At 37.8% G+C, this 17,993-nt stretch carries 21 protein-coding genes; all 21 read left to right on the top strand.

Annotation, left to right across the window (positions count from 1 at the left end):
* Window positions 1-16: 16 nt before the first annotated feature.
* The gene (gene fapR, locus V7097_RS01450) at window positions 17-595 is read left to right on the top strand and encodes a transcription factor FapR (protein WP_335701810.1); all 579 of its coding nucleotides are present in this window, start codon (window positions 17-19) and stop codon (window positions 593-595) included.
* Between the two features lie 56 nt (window positions 596-651).
* Window positions 652-1,653 carry a phosphate acyltransferase PlsX gene (plsX, locus tag V7097_RS01445; protein WP_335701809.1) on the top strand — a complete coding sequence of 334 codons (1,002 nt, stop codon included), beginning with the start codon at window positions 652-654 and terminating at the stop codon, window positions 1,651-1,653.
* Window positions 1,654-1,665: 12 nt separating this feature from the next.
* The gene (fabD, locus tag V7097_RS01440) at window positions 1,666-2,610 is read left to right on the top strand and encodes an ACP S-malonyltransferase (RefSeq protein WP_335701808.1); all 945 of its coding nucleotides are present in this window, start codon (window positions 1,666-1,668) and stop codon (window positions 2,608-2,610) included.
* 1 nt (window position 2,611) lies between these two features.
* The gene (fabG, locus tag V7097_RS01435) at window positions 2,612-3,352 is read left to right on the top strand and encodes a 3-oxoacyl-[acyl-carrier-protein] reductase (RefSeq protein ID WP_335701807.1); all 741 of its coding nucleotides are present in this window, start codon (window positions 2,612-2,614) and stop codon (window positions 3,350-3,352) included.
* A gap of 118 nt (window positions 3,353-3,470) precedes the next feature.
* A complete protein-coding gene (locus V7097_RS01430; RefSeq protein WP_136378312.1) occupies window positions 3,471-3,704 on the top strand; it encodes an acyl carrier protein in 234 nt (77 codons plus the stop codon).
* A 309-nt stretch (window positions 3,705-4,013) separates the two neighbouring features.
* A complete protein-coding gene (rnc, locus tag V7097_RS01425) occupies window positions 4,014-4,742 on the top strand; it encodes a ribonuclease III (RefSeq protein WP_335701806.1) in 729 nt (242 codons plus the stop codon).
* A gap of 134 nt (window positions 4,743-4,876) precedes the next feature.
* Complete coding sequence (gene smc / locus V7097_RS01420; RefSeq protein WP_335701805.1) at window positions 4,877-8,440, top strand: chromosome segregation protein SMC; 3,564 nt, start codon at window positions 4,877-4,879, stop codon at window positions 8,438-8,440.
* A 23-nt stretch (window positions 8,441-8,463) separates the two neighbouring features.
* Window positions 8,464-9,453, top strand: a complete 990-nt coding sequence (gene ftsY, locus V7097_RS01415) for a signal recognition particle-docking protein FtsY (protein WP_335701804.1) — start codon at window positions 8,464-8,466, stop codon at window positions 9,451-9,453.
* Between the two features lie 289 nt (window positions 9,454-9,742).
* Window positions 9,743-10,072 (top strand): putative DNA-binding protein, encoded by a 330-nt coding sequence (locus V7097_RS01410; RefSeq protein ID WP_335701803.1) that lies wholly within the window; start codon window positions 9,743-9,745, stop codon window positions 10,070-10,072.
* A 12-nt stretch (window positions 10,073-10,084) separates the two neighbouring features.
* Window positions 10,085-11,425, top strand: coding sequence for a signal recognition particle protein (gene ffh, locus V7097_RS01405; RefSeq protein ID WP_335701802.1), 1,341 nt, complete (start codon window positions 10,085-10,087; stop codon window positions 11,423-11,425).
* 148 nt (window positions 11,426-11,573) lie between these two features.
* A complete protein-coding gene (rpsP, locus tag V7097_RS01400; protein ID WP_335368983.1) occupies window positions 11,574-11,846 on the top strand; it encodes a 30S ribosomal protein S16 in 273 nt (90 codons plus the stop codon).
* Between the two features lie 14 nt (window positions 11,847-11,860).
* Window positions 11,861-12,091 (top strand): KH domain-containing protein, encoded by a 231-nt coding sequence (locus tag V7097_RS01395; protein WP_335701801.1) that lies wholly within the window; start codon window positions 11,861-11,863, stop codon window positions 12,089-12,091.
* A 224-nt stretch (window positions 12,092-12,315) separates the two neighbouring features.
* A complete protein-coding gene (locus V7097_RS01390) occupies window positions 12,316-12,702 on the top strand; it encodes a YlqD family protein (protein WP_335701800.1) in 387 nt (128 codons plus the stop codon).
* A gap of 11 nt (window positions 12,703-12,713) precedes the next feature.
* Window positions 12,714-13,226: a ribosome maturation factor RimM gene (rimM, locus tag V7097_RS01385; RefSeq protein ID WP_335701799.1), complete on the top strand. Its 513-nt coding sequence runs from the start codon at window positions 12,714-12,716 to the stop codon at window positions 13,224-13,226.
* Window position 13,227: 1 nt separating this feature from the next.
* Window positions 13,228-13,965 carry a tRNA (guanosine(37)-N1)-methyltransferase TrmD gene (gene trmD / locus V7097_RS01380; protein WP_335701798.1) on the top strand — a complete coding sequence of 246 codons (738 nt, stop codon included), beginning with the start codon at window positions 13,228-13,230 and terminating at the stop codon, window positions 13,963-13,965.
* A 135-nt stretch (window positions 13,966-14,100) separates the two neighbouring features.
* On the top strand, window positions 14,101-14,445 hold the full coding sequence (gene rplS / locus V7097_RS01375) for a 50S ribosomal protein L19 (protein WP_010282490.1): 345 nt from the start codon (window positions 14,101-14,103) through the stop codon (window positions 14,443-14,445).
* A gap of 141 nt (window positions 14,446-14,586) precedes the next feature.
* Window positions 14,587-15,120, top strand: coding sequence for a signal peptidase I (gene lepB / locus V7097_RS01370; protein ID WP_335701797.1), 534 nt, complete (start codon window positions 14,587-14,589; stop codon window positions 15,118-15,120).
* Between the two features lie 50 nt (window positions 15,121-15,170).
* A complete protein-coding gene (ylqF, locus tag V7097_RS01365; protein ID WP_335701796.1) occupies window positions 15,171-16,013 on the top strand; it encodes a ribosome biogenesis GTPase YlqF in 843 nt (280 codons plus the stop codon).
* Between the two features lie 84 nt (window positions 16,014-16,097).
* Window positions 16,098-16,874 carry a ribonuclease HII gene (locus tag V7097_RS01360; RefSeq protein ID WP_335701795.1) on the top strand — a complete coding sequence of 259 codons (777 nt, stop codon included), beginning with the start codon at window positions 16,098-16,100 and terminating at the stop codon, window positions 16,872-16,874.
* Window positions 16,874-17,470, top strand: a complete 597-nt coding sequence (locus tag V7097_RS01355; RefSeq protein ID WP_335701794.1) for a hypothetical protein — start codon at window positions 16,874-16,876, stop codon at window positions 17,468-17,470. Before V7097_RS01360 ends, V7097_RS01355 begins: the two co-directional genes overlap by 1 nt.
* Entirely contained in the window at window positions 17,467-17,757 is a 291-nt protein-coding gene (locus tag V7097_RS01350) for an EscU/YscU/HrcU family type III secretion system export apparatus switch protein (protein WP_335701793.1), read from the top strand. Before V7097_RS01355 ends, V7097_RS01350 begins: the two co-directional genes overlap by 4 nt.
* Window positions 17,758-17,993: the final 236 nt, after the last annotated feature.

Below are 17,993 nucleotides of genomic sequence, written 5' to 3'. Positions count from 1 at the left end.
GGACGGTGTATTTTTAATGAGAAGGAATAAAAAAGAACGGCAACAATTGCTTCAGGAAACGATAAAAGTAAATCCATTTATTACGGATGAAGACTTAGCTGAAAAATTTATGGTGAGTGTTCAAACCATTCGTTTGGACCGCTTGGAATTATCTATTCCTGAACTTCGTGAACGAATTAAAACTGTTGCTGAGAAAAAACTAGATGATGAAGTAAAAGCTCTGCCAATTGAAGAGATCATTGGTGAAATTATAGATATTGAACTAGACCAAAGTGCAATTTCAATCTTTGATGTAACAAATGAGCATGTGTTTAAACGAAACCAAATTGCTCGTGGACATCATCTTTTTGCTCAAGCAAATTCACTTGCGGTTGCTGTGATTAATGATGAACTTGCCCTTACTGCCAAAGCCAATATTCGGTTTACGAGACAGGTAAAAGTAGGGGAGAGGGTCGTCGCAAAAGCAAAAGTGACAGGTTCACAGGAAAAAGGTAGAACAATCGTTGACGTCAATAGCTATGTTGGAAATGAACTAGTATTTTCTGGTGAATTTACAATGTATCGTTCTAATAAACAAGCAAAAACTGATTCATAAAAGTGTACAATACGATTATTTTACTACCTAAAAGCTAACAAAAGGAATGATACAAGATGAAACTTGCAATAGATGCAATGGGTGGAGATCATGCTCCAGAGGAAATTGTAAAGGGAACGATGACTGCTTTAAAGCATTATCAAGACCTTGAAGTTGTCCTCATTGGTGATGAAGCAAAAATTCGTCAATACATAACCGAAGAAGAGAGAATAACGATCATACATACTACAGAAACAATTGAAGGAACAGACGAACCTGTAAGGGCCGTTAGAAGAAAAAAGAATGCATCCATGGTCCTAATGGCGAAAGAGGTTAGTGAAGGACGTGCCGATGCGTGTATTTCAGCTGGAAATACAGGGGCTCTCATGACGGCAGGACTTTTTATCGTTGGAAGAATCGAAGGAATTGACCGACCTGCATTAGCACCTACTCTCCCTACTTTAGATAAAAAGGGCTTTCTTATGTTAGATGTGGGTGCAAATGTTGATGCAAAGCCTGAACACTTGCTTCAATATGCGATCATGGGATCCATCTACTCTGAAAAGGTTCGTGGAGTTGCAAATCCTAGAGTCGGTTTATTGAATGTTGGAACTGAAGATAAAAAAGGGAATGAACTTACTAAACATGCTTTTGAATTAATCAAAGCTACAAATCTCAATTTCGTTGGAAACGTTGAGGCGAGAGATTTGCTAGACGGAGTGGCGGATGTTGTTGTTACAGATGGATTTACAGGAAATGTAGCCTTAAAAACAATCGAAGGTACGGCCCTTTCCATGTTTAAAATGCTTAAAACGGCTTTTACAAGCAATCTAAAGAGTAAAATAGCGGCAGGACTTTTAATGCCTGAGTTAAAGGGCTTGAAAAAAACCCTGGATTACTCAGAATATGGTGGTGCGGGACTATTCGGCTTAAAGGCACCTGTTATTAAAGCACATGGTTCTTCAGATGCAAATGGTGTATTTAGTGCGGTAAGACAAACATACGAGATGGTTGAAAAAGATGTTTCAGGAACAATACGTAAAACATTAGAGACAATCAATCCAAAAGTAGATGAATAGGGGGAATGTAGAATGAGCAAGATTGCATTCGTTTTTCCAGGACAAGGATCTCAAATTGTAGGAATGGGTAAGGAATTAGTTGACTCTTCAGAAGTGGTTCAGGATATTTTCACCAGAGCTGACAAAGCTTTAGAAGAAGAGCTTTCTTCACTCATCTTTAACGGACCACAGGACACACTCACATTAACAGTTAACGCACAGCCGTCACTGTTAACAACAAGCATTGCAATTTTAGAAAAGTTTAAGGAAGCAAATATAACACCAGGTTATGTTGCTGGACATAGTCTTGGTGAGTATACGGCATTAGTCGCTTCTGGTGCACTAAGTTTTGAAGATGCTGTACGTACGGTTCGTAAACGCGGTGAATTTATGGAGGAAGCCGTTCCAGCAGGTCAAGGGACAATGGCAGCAATCCTTGGAATGACTAGTGAGGACTTACAAGCGGTAACAGATGCAATTTCTGCGGCAGGTCATCCAGTTCAACTTGCAAATATCAACTGCCCGGGTCAAATTGTGATTTCAGGGGCTGCTGAAGGTGTTAAGCAGGCTTGTGAATTAGCTAAGGAAAAAGGTGCGAAACGTGCAATTCCACTTGAGGTTAGCGGACCCTTCCATTCATCATTGATGGAACCTGCAGCTGAGAAATTACGGTCAGTACTAGATCAAATTGAAATCAATGATGCAGCTGTACCTGTCGTAGCAAATGTGAATGCACAGGAAATGACATCAGCAGAACAAATAAAAGAAAACCTAGTAAAGCAATTGTATTCACCTGTACTTTGGGAAAATTCAGTTCAATACATGCTCGACCAAGGTGTAGACACCTTGGTCGAAATTGGACCTGGTAAGGTACTCTCAGGTTTAATTAAGAAAGTAAATCGTCGAGTTGCAACATATGCAATAAGCGATATAGAAACACTTGAAGCAACAATTCGTGCATTAAAGGAGGGAAATTAAGATGTTAAATGGAAAAGTAGCATTGGTTACCGGTGCTTCACGTGGGATTGGTCGGACGATTGCGATTGAACTTGCAAAAGCGGGTGCGAAGGTTGCGGTAAACTATTCGGGCAGTGAGCAAAAAGCGAATGAGGTTGTCGATGAAATCAAAGCATTAGGACAAGAAGCTTTTGCAATTCAAGCAAATGTTTCAGATGCAGATTCAGTTGCTAATATGGTAAAAGAGGTAATCGCATCTTTTGGTAGTCTTGATATTCTTGTTAATAATGCAGGAATAACACGAGATAATCTACTAATGAGAATGAAAGAAGAAGAATGGGATGATGTTATTAATATCAACCTAAAAGGTGTGTTCCTCAGTACAAAAGCTGTAACAAGACAAATGATGAAGCAGCGTTCTGGTAAAATTATTAATATCGCTTCTATCGTAGGGGTAAGTGGAAATCCTGGACAAGCTAACTATGTTGCAGCCAAAGCTGGTGTAATAGGCTTAACAAAAACAGCTGCAAAAGAATTAGCGAGCCGCAATATTAACGTTAACGCAGTTGCGCCAGGTTTTATTACGACAGATATGACAGATAAACTTCCTGAAGATGTGAAAAATGATATGTTAAAATTAATTCCTCTTGCTAGATTTGGTGAAACAACAGATATTTCTGGCGTTGTTTTATTCCTAGCATCAGATCAAAGTAATTATATGACAGGTCAAACACTTCATATTGACGGCGGAATGGTTATGTAAGTAGAAATGCACAAAGTCTGAATCGAAAAAATAAACCAAACTATTATCTTTTCGCCTATAGGTGCTTGCGCTTTTCTAGTAAAACCAAATATAATACTTTGAGGGGAGGTGAATGGAAATGGCAGATGTTTTTGAAAGAATTACAAAAATCGTGGTTGACCGCCTAGGTGTTGAAGAATCAGCAGTAAAATTAGAGGCTTCATTTAAAGATGATCTTGGAGCGGATTCACTAGACGTAGTTGAACTAGTTATGGAACTTGAGGACGAGTTTGACATGGAAATTTCAGACGATGAGGCTGAAAAAATTTCTACAGTTGGTGACGCTGTGAATTACATAAAAAGCCAGCTATAATATTTCTTAGAGTAAAAAGTCCCGTTATATTAACGGGGCTTTCTCAATGTCTAGTGCAAGCGCCTAGCCCCTCGGGGTCTAAAACCCGTGGCAAGAAGTCAAAGAGCGACTTTTTTTGCCACAGAACATTAGCTTGTCGGACTTGCACAGGACAAGGAATGCTTCGACAGCATAATCATCGCACGAAGAAAATGCAAAGCATTTTCGAGGATGTGCTGACGTCTACGTTGTTTGCCAAAGGACGTGGCGGTACTTAGTAGACGTTCCACTCCAAAGGCGCCTGCACTTTTCTAATTGGAGGTCAATAAGGTGAAAAGGATAAATAAAGATAAAGGCAATAAGTTCACTCCAAAATTTAAAGCTTTTCAGGAGCGACTAGGGCTTCATTTTCAAAATGAAAGTCTACTTATTCAAGCATTTACACATTCATCTTATGTGAATGAGCATCGAAAAAAGCCGCATGAAGACAATGAAAGGCTTGAATTTTTAGGAGATGCTGTTTTAGAGCTAACCATTTCCCAGTTTTTATTTAAAAAGTTTCCAATTATGAGCGAGGGTGAATTAACGAAGATGCGTGCAGCCATTGTTTGTGAACCGTCTTTAGTCACATTCGCTAATGACCTAAAATTTGGGGAACTTGTTTTACTAGGAAAAGGTGAGGAAATGACTGGTGGAAGAGAACGACCTGCCCTACTTGCAGATGTGTTTGAAGCATTTATTGGTGCATTATACCTTGATAAAGGTCTAGACGTTGTTAACCAGTTTTTAGATCAAACAGTAATTCCTAAAATTAATGCGGGTGCTTTTTCTCATGTGATGGATTATAAGAGTCAGCTACAAGAGCTTGTCCAACGTGATGGGACAGGAATTATTGAGTATAAGGTGCTCCAAGAAAAAGGGCCAGCTCATAGTCGTGAATTTGTTTCAAGGGTATCTCTAAATGGGGAGGAACTTGGGACGGGTACAGGTAGATCAAAAAAAGAAGCTGAACAGCATGCAGCAGAGATTGCTTTAAAAAAGATAAAAAACAAACAGTAATAGGATAGCGCACCTCACGATCTTCGTGGGGTTATATTTTTGTCTATATAGTATTGAATTAAAAAGTAATCCAATAAAATATTAGTTTGTGTTAAAATATGTAGGACTTGAATTTCGAATCGAGGGGGAAGTATATGTTCCTCAAACGTTTAGATATAGTAGGATTTAAATCGTTTGCTGAAAGAATTGCTGTAGATTTTGTACCTGGTGTAACAGCTGTAGTTGGACCAAATGGTAGTGGTAAAAGTAATATTACAGATGGAATCCGATGGGTTCTTGGAGAACAGTCGGCAAAATCACTGCGTGGCTCGAAAATGGAAGATATTATTTTCGCAGGAAGTGACAGCCGTAAAGCATTGAATGTGGCTGAAGTAACAATAACATTGGATAACGAGGACCATTTTTTACCAATCGATTATCATGAAGTGAGCGTAACACGTCGTGTCTATCGGTCTGGTGAAAGTGAATTTTTTATAAATAAACAAACATGTCGACTAAAGGATATTGTTGACTTATTTATGGATTCCGGACTTGGCCGTGAAGCCTTTTCAATCATCAGTCAAGGAAAAGTAGAAGAAATTCTAAGCAGTAAAGCAGAAGAACGAAGAAGCATATTTGAAGAAGCTGCAGGTGTTTTAAAATATAAGACCCGTAAAAAGAAAGCAGAGTATAAACTAGCTGAAACACAGGAAAATCTAAATCGGGTTAACGATATTATCCATGAACTTGAATCGCAAATTGAACCGCTGCAAATCCAGTCTTCAATTGCGAAAGACTATCTCGAGAAAAAAGAAGAACTAGAAACAATCGAAGTTGGTTTAACCGTTTTTGAAATTGAGGATCTTCACGAAAAATGGGAAAAGCTATCAAAGCTTGTTGAAGAGCATAAAGAGCAGGAACTTGCTTTAAACACAAAACTCCAAAGCAAGGAAGCGAAAATTGAAGAGCTAAGAACTGGAATCGAAGCTACAGATTCTTCAATTCATGAACTTCAACAACTTCTTTTACGTACTAGTGAGGAACTAGAAAAATTAGAGGGTCGAAAAGAAGTATTAAAAGAACGCAAAAAAAATGCGACGCAAAATAAAGGTCAGCTTGAAAATTCGATTCATGAATTATCACAAAAGCTAGAGATTTTATGCGAAAGAAAACAGTCGGAACAACATGAGCTTTCCAAGTTGATTGAAGAAGTAAAAGAACTTGAACAACAGCTAAAAGAAAAACAAATTTTACTTGCTTCGTATGATCAAAACATCGAAGAAAAAATTGAGAACTTAAAAAGCGATTATTTTGAGCTGCTTAATAAGCAGGCCTCTTATCGGAATGAAGTGGGCTATATTAAGGAACAGCTTTCACAACAAACAGCAAAAGTAAATCGACTCGATGAATCAAATCAAAAATACTTAACGGAGCGCCAGGAAATACTTGATGAAAAGGTACGACTTCAAACAAAGCTTTCCGTTATCGAGCAAGAAATCAATCATCAAATTGTTTCTTTTAGAGAGCTTCAAGCTAAGCTAGAAAATAGTAAGAAAAACTATCAGAAGCAAGAGAGTATGCTCTACCAGGCATATCAATACCTGCAACAAACGAAATCAAGAAAAGAAATGCTTGAAGAAATGCAGGATGATTATTCCGGTTTCTTCCAGGGTGTTAAGGAAGTTCTAAAAGCAAGAAACGACCAGCTAGAAGGAATTGAAGGGGCAATTGCTGAGCTCATTCACGTTCCAAAGGATTATGAAACTGCCATTGAAATTGCATTAGGTGCAGCGACGCAGCATATTGTTGTGGACAACGAAAAAAATGCAAGAACTGCAATCCAGTTTTTAAAGAAAAACTCCTTTGGCCGAGCGACATTTTTACCGATGAATGTTATGAAAGAACGTTCGATTCCGGCAACACAGCTTGTAGCAATCAATGGGCATTCAGCGTTTATTGGTGTAGCTTCTGAATTAGTTACCTTTGAAGGAAGATATCATTCCATTATTGCAAATCTGCTGGGTACAATATTGATTACTACAGATTTAAAAGGTGCGAATGAACTTGCTTCCCTTGTAGGACATAGGTATCGTGTTGTAACACTTGAGGGTGATGTTGTCAATCCGGGTGGTTCGATGACAGGGGGGGCTGTTAAACAGAAATCAAATTCATTACTAAGCCGAGGTCGTGAGCTTGAGGGCATTACAGAAAAGCTTGCTGATATGGAAGCTAAAACTGCTGAACTAGAAAAAACGGTTAAAGATAAGAAAAAGCTTATCGTTGAACAAGAAGATATGCTTGAAAAACTTCGTCAAGCTGGTGAAACATTGCGCTTAAAAGAGCAAACTGTTAAAGGTGAATACCGTGAAGTTGCTTTAAAAGAGCAAAATGTGAATGAGCATTTGGAATTGTATGATGATGAGAAGCAGCAATATCAAGTAGATAAGGAAAGAATGACCGGCCGTTTAGAAGAGCTGAAATCTGAATTAGCTACTCTTGAAGAGGAGCTTCACTCATTAGATGAAACCATCACACAGCTTAACTCGCAAAAATCTGCCCAGCAGACCTCACGGGAAACAGTGCAAACAGAAATTATTGATCAAAAGGTAATTTTAGCAAGAAAAAAACAAGCGCTTGAACATCAACAAGAGAAAATGGATCGCTTAGAAGAAGAAGTCAATGACGACTATGCTAGACTTACTGATTTAAAAGAGGATTTAGCGCTACTTGATAACGAGATGACCTCAAGTAACTCAGGGGAATTAGAGCTCGAAGAAGCAGCAATGCAAAAATCCAATGATAAAAATGAAACCATTCAAATGATCAGCAATAAAAGAGAGTATCGCCTGAAACTACAAATGACACTTGAAGATCTTGAACGTGAATTGAAGGAATCAAGACGTCAATATAAGCAGCTTGTTGATATCTTACAGGATGAGGAAGTTAGGGTGAATCGCTTAGATGTTGAATTGGAAAATTGTTTAACACATCTTCGCGAGGAATATTTATTAACCTATGAAGCTGCAAAAGAACAATTTCCACTTCAAATTGAAGTTTCCGAAGCAAGAAAGAGGGTCAAACTAATAAAGCTTGCGATTGAAGAGCTTGGTACTGTGAACCTTGGCGCAATCGATGAATATGACAGGGTTTCTGAGCGATATATGTTCTTAACTGAACAGCAAAATGACTTGCAAGAAGCAAAAGATACATTGTTCCAGGTGATAGACGAAATGGATGATGAAATGAAAAAGAGATTTGAATCTACTTTTACAAATATTCGCTCCCATTTTGAAACAGTTTTTCAAGCCTTGTTTGGTGGTGGACGAGCAGATCTTCGACTAACAGATCCTAATGATCTTTTAAATACAGGAGTTGAAATTGTGGCTCAACCACCAGGGAAAAAGCTACAAAACTTAAGTCTTTTATCTGGTGGAGAAAGGGCATTGACCGCAATTGCGCTGTTATTTTCAATCCTTAAAGTTCGTCCTGTTCCATTTTGTGTATTGGATGAGGTCGAAGCAGCGCTTGATGAAGCAAATGTATTCCGATTTGCGCAATATTTAAAGAAATATAGTAAAGAAACTCAATTTATTGTGATCACACACCGAAAAGGGACAATGGAAGAAGCAGATGTATTATATGGTGTGACCATGCAGGAATCAGGAGTTTCCAAGCTTGTTTCAGTTCGTCTTGAAGAAACCAAGGAATTGGTTACCTAGAACTAGATTGAAAGGGGATTGACATGAGTTTTTTTAAGAAATTAAAAGAAAAGATTACAAACCAGACTGATGCAGTTACTGAAAAATTTAAGGATGGTTTATCAAAAACTCGTAATTCCTTTTCCGAACGAGTGAATGATTTAGTTGCTCGCTATCGAAAGGTCGATGAGGACTTTTTTGAAGAACTTGAAGAAATTTTAATTGCTGCTGACGTCGGCGTTTCAACTGTTATGGAACTAATTGATGAATTAAAGATGGAAGTAAAGAAAAGAAACATTCAGGACACAAAAGAGGTTCAAAGTGTGATTTCAGAAAAGCTCGTTGAAATATACCAAGGCGGTGAGGAAAAATCACCAAAGCTAAATATTCAGGATGAAGGACTCACTGTTATTTTAGTAGTTGGTGTTAATGGTGTTGGTAAAACAACATCAATCGGAAAAATTGCAAATCGTCTAAAAAATGAAGGTAAATCAGTCCTATTAGCTGCAGGTGATACATTCCGTGCTGGTGCGATTCAGCAGCTTGAGGTTTGGGGCGAACGTGTTGGTGTAGATGTCATTAAACAATCAGAAGGTTCAGATCCTGCAGCAGTTATGTATGATGCGGTTCAAGCGGCTAAATCTCGTAATGTTGATGTATTAATATGTGATACAGCGGGACGTCTTCAAAACAAAGTTAACTTAATGAAAGAACTTGAAAAAGTAAAACGTGTCATTGAACGTGAATTACCAGGGGCTCCGCACGAAGTATTACTCGTTCTTGATGCGACAACTGGACAAAACGCTTTAACACAGGCGAAAACATTCTCAGCGGCTACAAATGTAACAGGAATTGTATTAACAAAATTAGACGGAACAGCAAAGGGCGGAATTGTCCTTGCTATTCGAAATGAACTAAACATTCCTGTTAAACTAGTTGGATTAGGAGAGAAAGTCGACGACCTCCAAGAATTTGATGCACAAAACTACGTCTACGGCTTATTCGCTGATCTAGTCGAAAAAACAGAAGAATAAAACGTATTAAAAAAAGAGCCTAACGATTGGCTCTTTTAACTTTATTAAACAGAAGTCCCTACTTCTGCTTAATAAAGTTAAAGCCTCCGGCGGATGCCACGGTTTTTAAAAGGAAATTTTTCGATCAATAAGATCAAAGTCTAAGAACGCCACTTCCTGTGGGCCTAAAAATCGGGCGCAAATACACCAAGGCGTATTTGATAGTAAAGTAAATTAACTTGACAACCTATTTGAAAGTAGGTAAACTAGTGAATTGTAAAGGTATTTCACTTAACAAGGGGGAGATACTATGCTTGAAAAAACAACGAGAATGAATTATCTCTTCGATTTCTATCAATCGTTGTTAACACCAAAGCAAAGAAACTATATGTCTTTATATTACCTAGATGACTTTTCCCTTGGTGAAATAGCAGAGGAATATGAGATTAGTCGTCAAGCGGTCTATGATAATATCAAGCGCACAGAGACAATGATTGAAGAGTATGAGGAAAAACTGTTACTATTTCAGAAATTTCAAGAGCGAAGAGAACTGATTACTGAGCTAAAACGACTTTCACATAAATATGATGATAGCCTACAGCTTCAGAATGTGATACAGTTGCTTGAGAAATTAGAATAGGGGGCGGCAAGAATGGCATTTGAAGGATTAGCCGACCGACTGCAAGGAACTCTACAGAAAATTCGCGGTAAAGGAAAAGTATCAGAATCCGATGTAAAAGAAATGATGCGTGAGGTTCGTCTTGCCCTACTTGAAGCAGACGTAAACTTCAAAGTTGTCAAGGATTTTGTAAAGCGTGTTAGTGAAAGAGCTGTTGGACAAGAAGTAATGAAAAGCTTAACTCCAGGACAGCAAGTTATTAAAGTCGTTCAGGAGGAGCTTACCGCATTAATGGGTGGCGAGCAAAGCAAACTTGCGGTTGCCAAAAGACCGCCAACTGTTATTATGATGGTTGGTTTACAGGGTGCGGGTAAAACAACTACTACCGGCAAGCTTGCAAATCTATTACGAAAAAAACATAATCGTAAACCACTTCTTGTAGCTGCTGACATCTATCGTCCAGCTGCGATTGACCAATTGCAAACTTTAGGAAAACAACTTAATATGCCGGTCTTTTCTCTTGGAGACAAAGTCAGCCCTGTTGAAATTGCAAAGCAGGCAATCGAAAAGGCGAAAGAAGAGCATAACGACTATGTATTAATTGATACTGCCGGTCGTTTGCACATCGATGAAGAACTGATGGATGAGCTTAAGCAAGTCAAAGAAGTTGCACAGCCTGATGAGATTTTCCTTGTTGTCGATGCAATGACAGGACAGGATGCAGTCAATGTGGCACAAAGCTTTAATGAATTATTAGGTTTAACTGGTGTTGTTTTAACAAAGCTTGATGGAGATACCCGTGGTGGTGCAGCATTATCCGTTAAGGCTGTTACAAATACACCAATTAAATTTGTGGGTCTTGGTGAAAAACTAGATGCGATAGAACCATTCCATCCAGAACGAATGGCTTCACGTATTTTAGGGATGGGGGATGTTCTCTCACTCATCGAAAAAGCCCAAGCTTCTGTTGATGAAGATAAAGCAAAAGAGTTAGAAAAGAAATTCAAGTCGATGTCTTTCACATTCGATGATTTCCTAGAGCAGTTAGCACAGGTGCGTAAAATGGGTCCTCTTGATGAGATCCTTGGTATGCTACCAGGCGCTAACAAAATGAAGGGTCTAAAGAATGTTCAGGTTGATGATAAACAAATTGGCCATGTTGAAGCGATCATTCGATCCATGACAAAAGTGGAAAGAGAACAACCTGAAATCATTAATTCTAGTCGCAAAAAGCGGATTGCAAAAGGTAGCGGTCGTACAGTTCAAGAAGTAAACCGTCTATTAAAGCAATTTGAAGACATGAAGAAAATGATGAAGCAAATGACAAACATGACAAAAGGTAAGAAAAAAGGATTAAAGTTTCCTTTTATGTAAGTAAAAAAACAAGAAAAGGCATCACTTTTCTTGAAAAAACGTAGTAATAATAACCATTTCATAGATGTAAAGAAAAAACACTTTACAAACAGATATGGAACAGGTAATATTATATCTTGTTGAAATATTTTCGGAGGTGCTATATAAAATGGCAGTAAAAATTCGTTTAAAACGCATGGGAGCAAAAAAATCTCCTTTCTATCGTATCGTAGTAGCTGATTCACGTTCACCGCGTGATGGACGTCAAATTGAAACACTTGGAACTTATAATCCAGTTGTTCAACCTGCAGAGGTTAAAATTGATGAAGAATTAGCATTAAAATGGTTACAAACTGGTGCAAAACCATCTGATACTGTTCGTAACTTGTTCTCAAAACAAGGAATTATGGAGAAATTCCATAACGCAAAAAACGGTAAGTAATGGGTAACCTACAGATGAAAGAGTTAATTAAAACAATCGTACAGCCGCTTGTTGATCATCCTGAGGAAGTCGAAGTGACTGAAACTACCGACAACCGTAATATCACATATTTACTAAGTGTAAATAAAGACGATATGGGTAAGGTTATCGGGAAGCAAGGCCGTGTCATTAAGGCGATTAGAACTGTTGTCTATGCAGCAGGAACAGGTCATAATAAACGAATTCATCTAGAAATTAACGAATGAAAAGAAAAGTGAAGGCGGCTTGGTCAGAAACGAGAAATCTGGAGACTCCGACGAAGAAGCGTTTTTTGCTTCTGCTGGAGGAGTTGAAGATTCTCGAGTTTCTAGCCGCTTGAACTAGACACAACAAAGGAAAAGGGAGAGGGCAACCTCCCCCTTTTTTCTGTATAGATGATTAACACTTAAGGAAAAGTCTTCTGAATTAACTTGTAAGGGTTGTGTGGTGTGTGAAGATCATCCAGACAGTTGAAGTGAAACAAATTTTAACGGAAAATAGTAGAGCGAAGCTCATTGGTTCATTGCAAACGAACAAGGACCAACTTCTCAAAGAGTGCGATCAGCTTAAATTTGAACTTAAAAAAATGGAAAAACTTAAGAAATTCGATCCTGTTAAAATCAAACTATATTTTACTAACGAAATTGACCTCAGACAGGAAAAAGTTAAACAACTTGAGTTTCAAATCGAACAAATACATATGCTACCACTAGGCAGTGAATTAAAAGAAAAAGAAGTCCAATCTATTATTGACATAAATGTAGGCGACAACTGGGATGAAGTAACAACTGCACGAACAATCGTAATCAAAGAAGGAATAGTTGAAGAAATTCGCTAGGGGTGAAAGAAATGGACAAATGGTATAACGTCGGAAAAATTGTGAACACACATGGAATCAAAGGTGAGGTTCGCATTATCTCGAGAACGGATTTTCCTGAGGAACGATACAAGATAGGAAATACATTATCTATTTTTGTTGAAGATAAAGAGCCAATTGAAGTTACAGTCCAATCATACCGAACTCATAAAAATTTTGATTTAGTTACCTTTGAGGGTTATGACAACGTAAATGATGTAGAGCGTTTTAAAGGAGCACTTGTCAAAGTTCATGAAAGCCAGCTTGGGGAATTAGACGACGGAGAATATTACTTCCATGAAATAATCGGCTGTACAGTTGTTACAGAGGAAAGCGAAGAGTTAGGGACAATCAAAGAGATTTTAACACCAGGTGCAAATGATGTTTGGGTTGTTAAGGGTGCAAGAGGTAAAGAAATATTAATTCCGTATATTGATGATATCGTGAAGAACATTGATATAGATGAAAAAAGAATCACCATTCACCTAATGGAAGGGTTAATGTAACATGAAAATTGATATCTTAACCTTGTTCCCTAATATGTTTAATGGTGTACTAGGTGAGTCCATTTTAAAAAAGGCTCAAGAGAAAGAAAAGGTTTCGTTTCGAGTTGTGAATTTCCGTGAATACGCGGATAACAAACACCAAAAAGTTGATGATTATCCATATGGTGGCGGAGCTGGAATGGTATTAATGCCACAGCCGATCTTTGATGCAGTTGAGGATTTAACAAAACAAACAGAATCTAAGCCTAAGGTGATTCTTCTATGCCCACAGGGTGAGAGATTTACCCAACAAAAGGCGGAGTCATTGGCAAAAGAAGAACACCTCATTTTTATCTGTGGACATTATGAGGGCTATGATGAAAGAATACGCGAACACTTGAGTACAGAAGAAATTTCAATTGGAGATTTTGTCTTAACTGGTGGCGAGCTTGCAGCAATGGTTATCTCCGATAGTGTTGTCCGCCTTTTACCAGGTGTTTTGGGAAATGAGGAATCACCTGTACTTGACTCCCATAGTACAGGATTATTGGAGCATCCCCATTATACAAGGCCAGCAAATTTTAGGGGGATGACCGTCCCGGACGTGTTAGTATCAGGAAATCATATGCATATTGAGGAATGGCGAGAAAAAGAATCACTTCGTCGAACTTATAAAAGAAGACCAGATTTATTTGAAAACTACGAGCTATCACCTAAGCAAGAAAAATGGGTAGAAGAATTTAAAATAGATGAAGAGTAGGTATTGCAACAGCAGCAGGATTATGGTAACATACTCTTTGTGACTTAGGACTTTTTGTCCGTTGTCTTATTAAGATGTTCCGCTGCAATGATTGGATATTGGTAAGAGCATCTGTTGGAAGGAGTTGAAAAGACGATGCAAAACATTATTGAAGAAATCACAAAAGAACAATTAAGAACTGACCTTCCTGTATTCCGTCCTGGAGATACTGTACGTGTACACGTGAAAGTTATCGAGGGTACTCGTGAGCGTATTCAGGTATACGAAGGTGTTGTGATTAAGCGTCGTGGTGGAGGAATCAGCGAAACATTCACTGTTCGTAAGGTATCTTACGGAGTTGGTGTTGAACGTACATTCCCTGTGCATACACCGAAAATTGCGAAGCTTGAAGTAGTACGCCGTGGTAAAGTACGCCGTGCGAAATTATACTACTTACGCGAACTTCGTGGTAAAAAAGCACGTATTAAAGAAATTCGATAATAAAAATGAAAGGAGCTTGTATAAAAATAACAAGCTCCTTTTACATTTGCTCAGGCAATCATTATAATAGAAGAATAATACATAATCATTTTTAATAAAAGCTTTTTGGTAGATGAGAAAAGAACAGGTGGAGGAGCAATGATGGCCAAACAAAAAAATGAACTTTGGGAATGGATAAAAGCGTTAGCAATTGCTGTTATTTTAGCGGCTGTTATACGTTATTTTTTCTTTGCACCGATTGTAGTAGATGGGCTATCAATGATGCCAACTCTTCATCACCAAGACCGAATGATCGTCAACAAAATTGGCTATAAGGTCGGTAAACCGGAACGCTTTGATATTGTTGTATTCCATGCAACAGTAGAAAAAGATTACATTAAGCGCATAATAGGATTACCAGGTGATCGAATTGAATATAAAAACGATATCCTCTATATCAATGGTGAACCGTATGATGAACCGTATCTTGATGAGTATAAGAAAGATCTAATTGATGGTCCGCTTACTGACCCGTTTGTACTAGAGAAAGTTCCAGAAGGGCATCTGTTTGTTATGGGGGATAATCGTCGCTACAGTAAAGACTCACGCCATATTGGCCCAGTCCCTATAAGCGAAGTACTTGGAGAAACAAGCCTAATCTACTGGCCACTATCTGATTTTGGTATTGTAAAATAATTTAAAAGCAAAAGCATTTATAAATTTAACCATGTAAGTTGGTGAAGAATTTGACAATTCAATGGTTTCCAGGCCATATGGCAAAAGCGAGAAGACAGGTTACAGAAAAGCTTTCACTTATCGATATCGTATTCGAACTTGTTGATGCCAGAATCCCTGCATCATCACGAAACCCAATGATCGATGAAATCATTAAAAATAAACCGCGACTTCTCCTTTTAAACAAAGCCGACATGGCCGATCCAAAAGTAACAAAGGAATGGATCCAGTATTATAAAAAAAATGGTGTACATGCCCTCGCTATAAATTCACAAGAAGGCGATGGAATGAAACAAATTGTGAGCGAAGCAAGGGAAATTTTAAAAGAGAAATTCGATAAAATGGCGGCAAAAGGAATTCGTCCACGTGCAATTCGTGCGTTAATCGTTGGAATCCCTAATGTAGGAAAATCGACTCTAATCAATCGGTTAGCTAAGAAAAACATCGCACAAACAGGTAATCGCCCAGGTATAACTAAGGCGCAGCAGTGGATCAAGGTTGGTAAAGAACTAGAACTCCTTGATACTCCTGGTATATTATGGCCAAAATTCGAGGATCAAGAAGTTGGTTTGAAACTAGCAACAACTGGTGCGATTAAAGATACAATCTTAAACCTACAAGATATTGCGGTATATGCACTTAGATTTTTAGAGGAAAACTACCCGGAACATGTAAAGGAACGTTTTACCCTTGAAGAGATTCCGGATGATATTGTATTGCTTTTTGATGAAATTGCAAAGCGTCGTGGCACTAGGATGTCTGGTGGAGTAACAGACTACGATAAAACAGCTGAATTAATTATTCGAGAAATTCGATCTGAAAAATTAGGTAGGCTCACATTTGAAAGACCGTAGAGGCTCGCATTATAGCGAGCCTTCATTTTTTTTTGCTATTGACGATATAAAATACAAAGAGCAATCGAAATTGAAGGTGAAAGAATGTCACAACTAACAATCAAAGAAATAGAACAAAGACTGTCCACAATAAGTGACGAAGATGATACGTTTCTAAATGAATGTGATCATGATACCCGAAAAGGGGTTCAGGTACTGTTGCAACGCTGGAAAAAGAAAAAGGCCGAAGAAAAGGCTTTAGAGCAACAATATAAAGAAATGACACATTATGAACAAGCTCATTATAATAAAGGCATCTCATATATAGCAGGTGTTGATGAGGTCGGTCGAGGACCATTGGCAGGACCAGTTGTGGCTGCAGCCGTCATTTTGCCTCAAGATGCTTATTTACCAGGTTTAAATGATTCGAAGAAACTGTCTGAACAAAAAAGAGAAGAGCTATTTCAAAAAATAAATGAATGTGCCATTTCGGTCGGGATTGGGATTATACCAGCTAATGTTATAGATGATGTTAATATTTATCAAGCGACAAAGCAGGCAATGAAAAAAGCTATTTTTGGTTTGTCTGTAATGCCAGACCATTTATTAATCGACGCAATGGAACTACCAATTGATATACCGCAAACATCAATTATAAAAGGGGATGCGAACAGTGTATCCATTGCTGCAAGCTCCATCATTGCAAAAGTCACTAGAGATCGTCTAATGGTACGCTTAAGTCATGAATATCCACATTATGGTTTTGAAAAACACATGGGATATGGAACGGCATTCCATCTCGAGGCCCTAAAAAAATACGGTGTTACAAGTGAACATCGTCGGTCATTTGCCCCAATACGAGAGTTAATAGAGGTAAAATAATGATACCAATCCACTTAATTCGAGCGTTAATGAAGAGTGAGGCATTCCAAAAGCTTCACTCTCTTTCAAATGTAAATCAAAGTGAACAAAAGACTCAAAATCCTAACATTAGTCCATCTAGCTTATTACCAGCATTAGATGGTGAAATAACCGAAAAGGTAGTTCATCATAGCCGTTCACTTCAAACTGACACGGTTGAATTAACATCGAATGATTCAAACCAACTTCACCAACAACAAATTACCTTTCAAAACCCAGCTTATAAAAGTTTTTCGATTCGAATGGATGGAAAGAAGAAAAACGGTAAAATCGATCCGGATTTTTGTCATCTCCTTTTTTCGTTAGAACTCGAATATTTAAAAGAGGTGGTAATTGATGTTAAGGTTCAAAATCGTATTCTATCAATTGCTATCTTTAATGACACTGAAGGAATTGGGGGAATAGTTGAAGAACTAAAACCTATTCTTCTAAACAATTTAGAAAAACAAGGGTATCTGCTTTCATCAATTAAAATTGTTAATACGACAGAGCGAGATAAACATCTAGAGAGTACAGGGTTTGAAGGATTTCATGAAAGAGTGGATTTGAAAATATGAAAAAATCACCGGCAAATATTGAAATGAAGGCTGTTGCTTTGTCATACAATGAAAAAAATGAGTCAGAGCCCAGGATTGTTGCAAAAGGTAAGGGCACCATTGCTCAAAATATAATCGAGATGGCCGAGGCTCATGATATTCCAATTCAGGAGGATACCGCATTAGTCGAGCTATTAGGAGAACTAAAATTAAACGAGGGAATACCCGAGGATTTATACCAAGTTATTGCGGAAATCTTTGCTTTTATTTATAAGATGGATAAAAGCTATGAAAATAGAGATGGATAGTTTTTTGATATAGTATTTTTTAAAATTAGCAGAAAAAAGAACAAATTCATGCTAAATGGTAGACAAGCAGTCTTTTCAGATATAAAATGAAAGCGCAGTCTAATTTTTGTCTATTCCGTCATTAAGATTGGGGATTAGCTCAATCATTAAATGATGTAATTTTCTATGCAAATAAGATTTTTCGGAAAAATTATAATTGTCATAGAAAGTTAAAAAAAGAAAATGTATAATAACAT

It is taken from the genome of Bacillus sp. JJ1562 (assembly GCF_036962705.1).
GTDB lineage: Bacteria > Bacillota > Bacilli > Bacillales > Bacillaceae_L > Ferdinandcohnia.
Note: the sequence above shows the minus strand (reverse complement) of the source record. Positions and strands in the feature narration are given on the sequence as shown.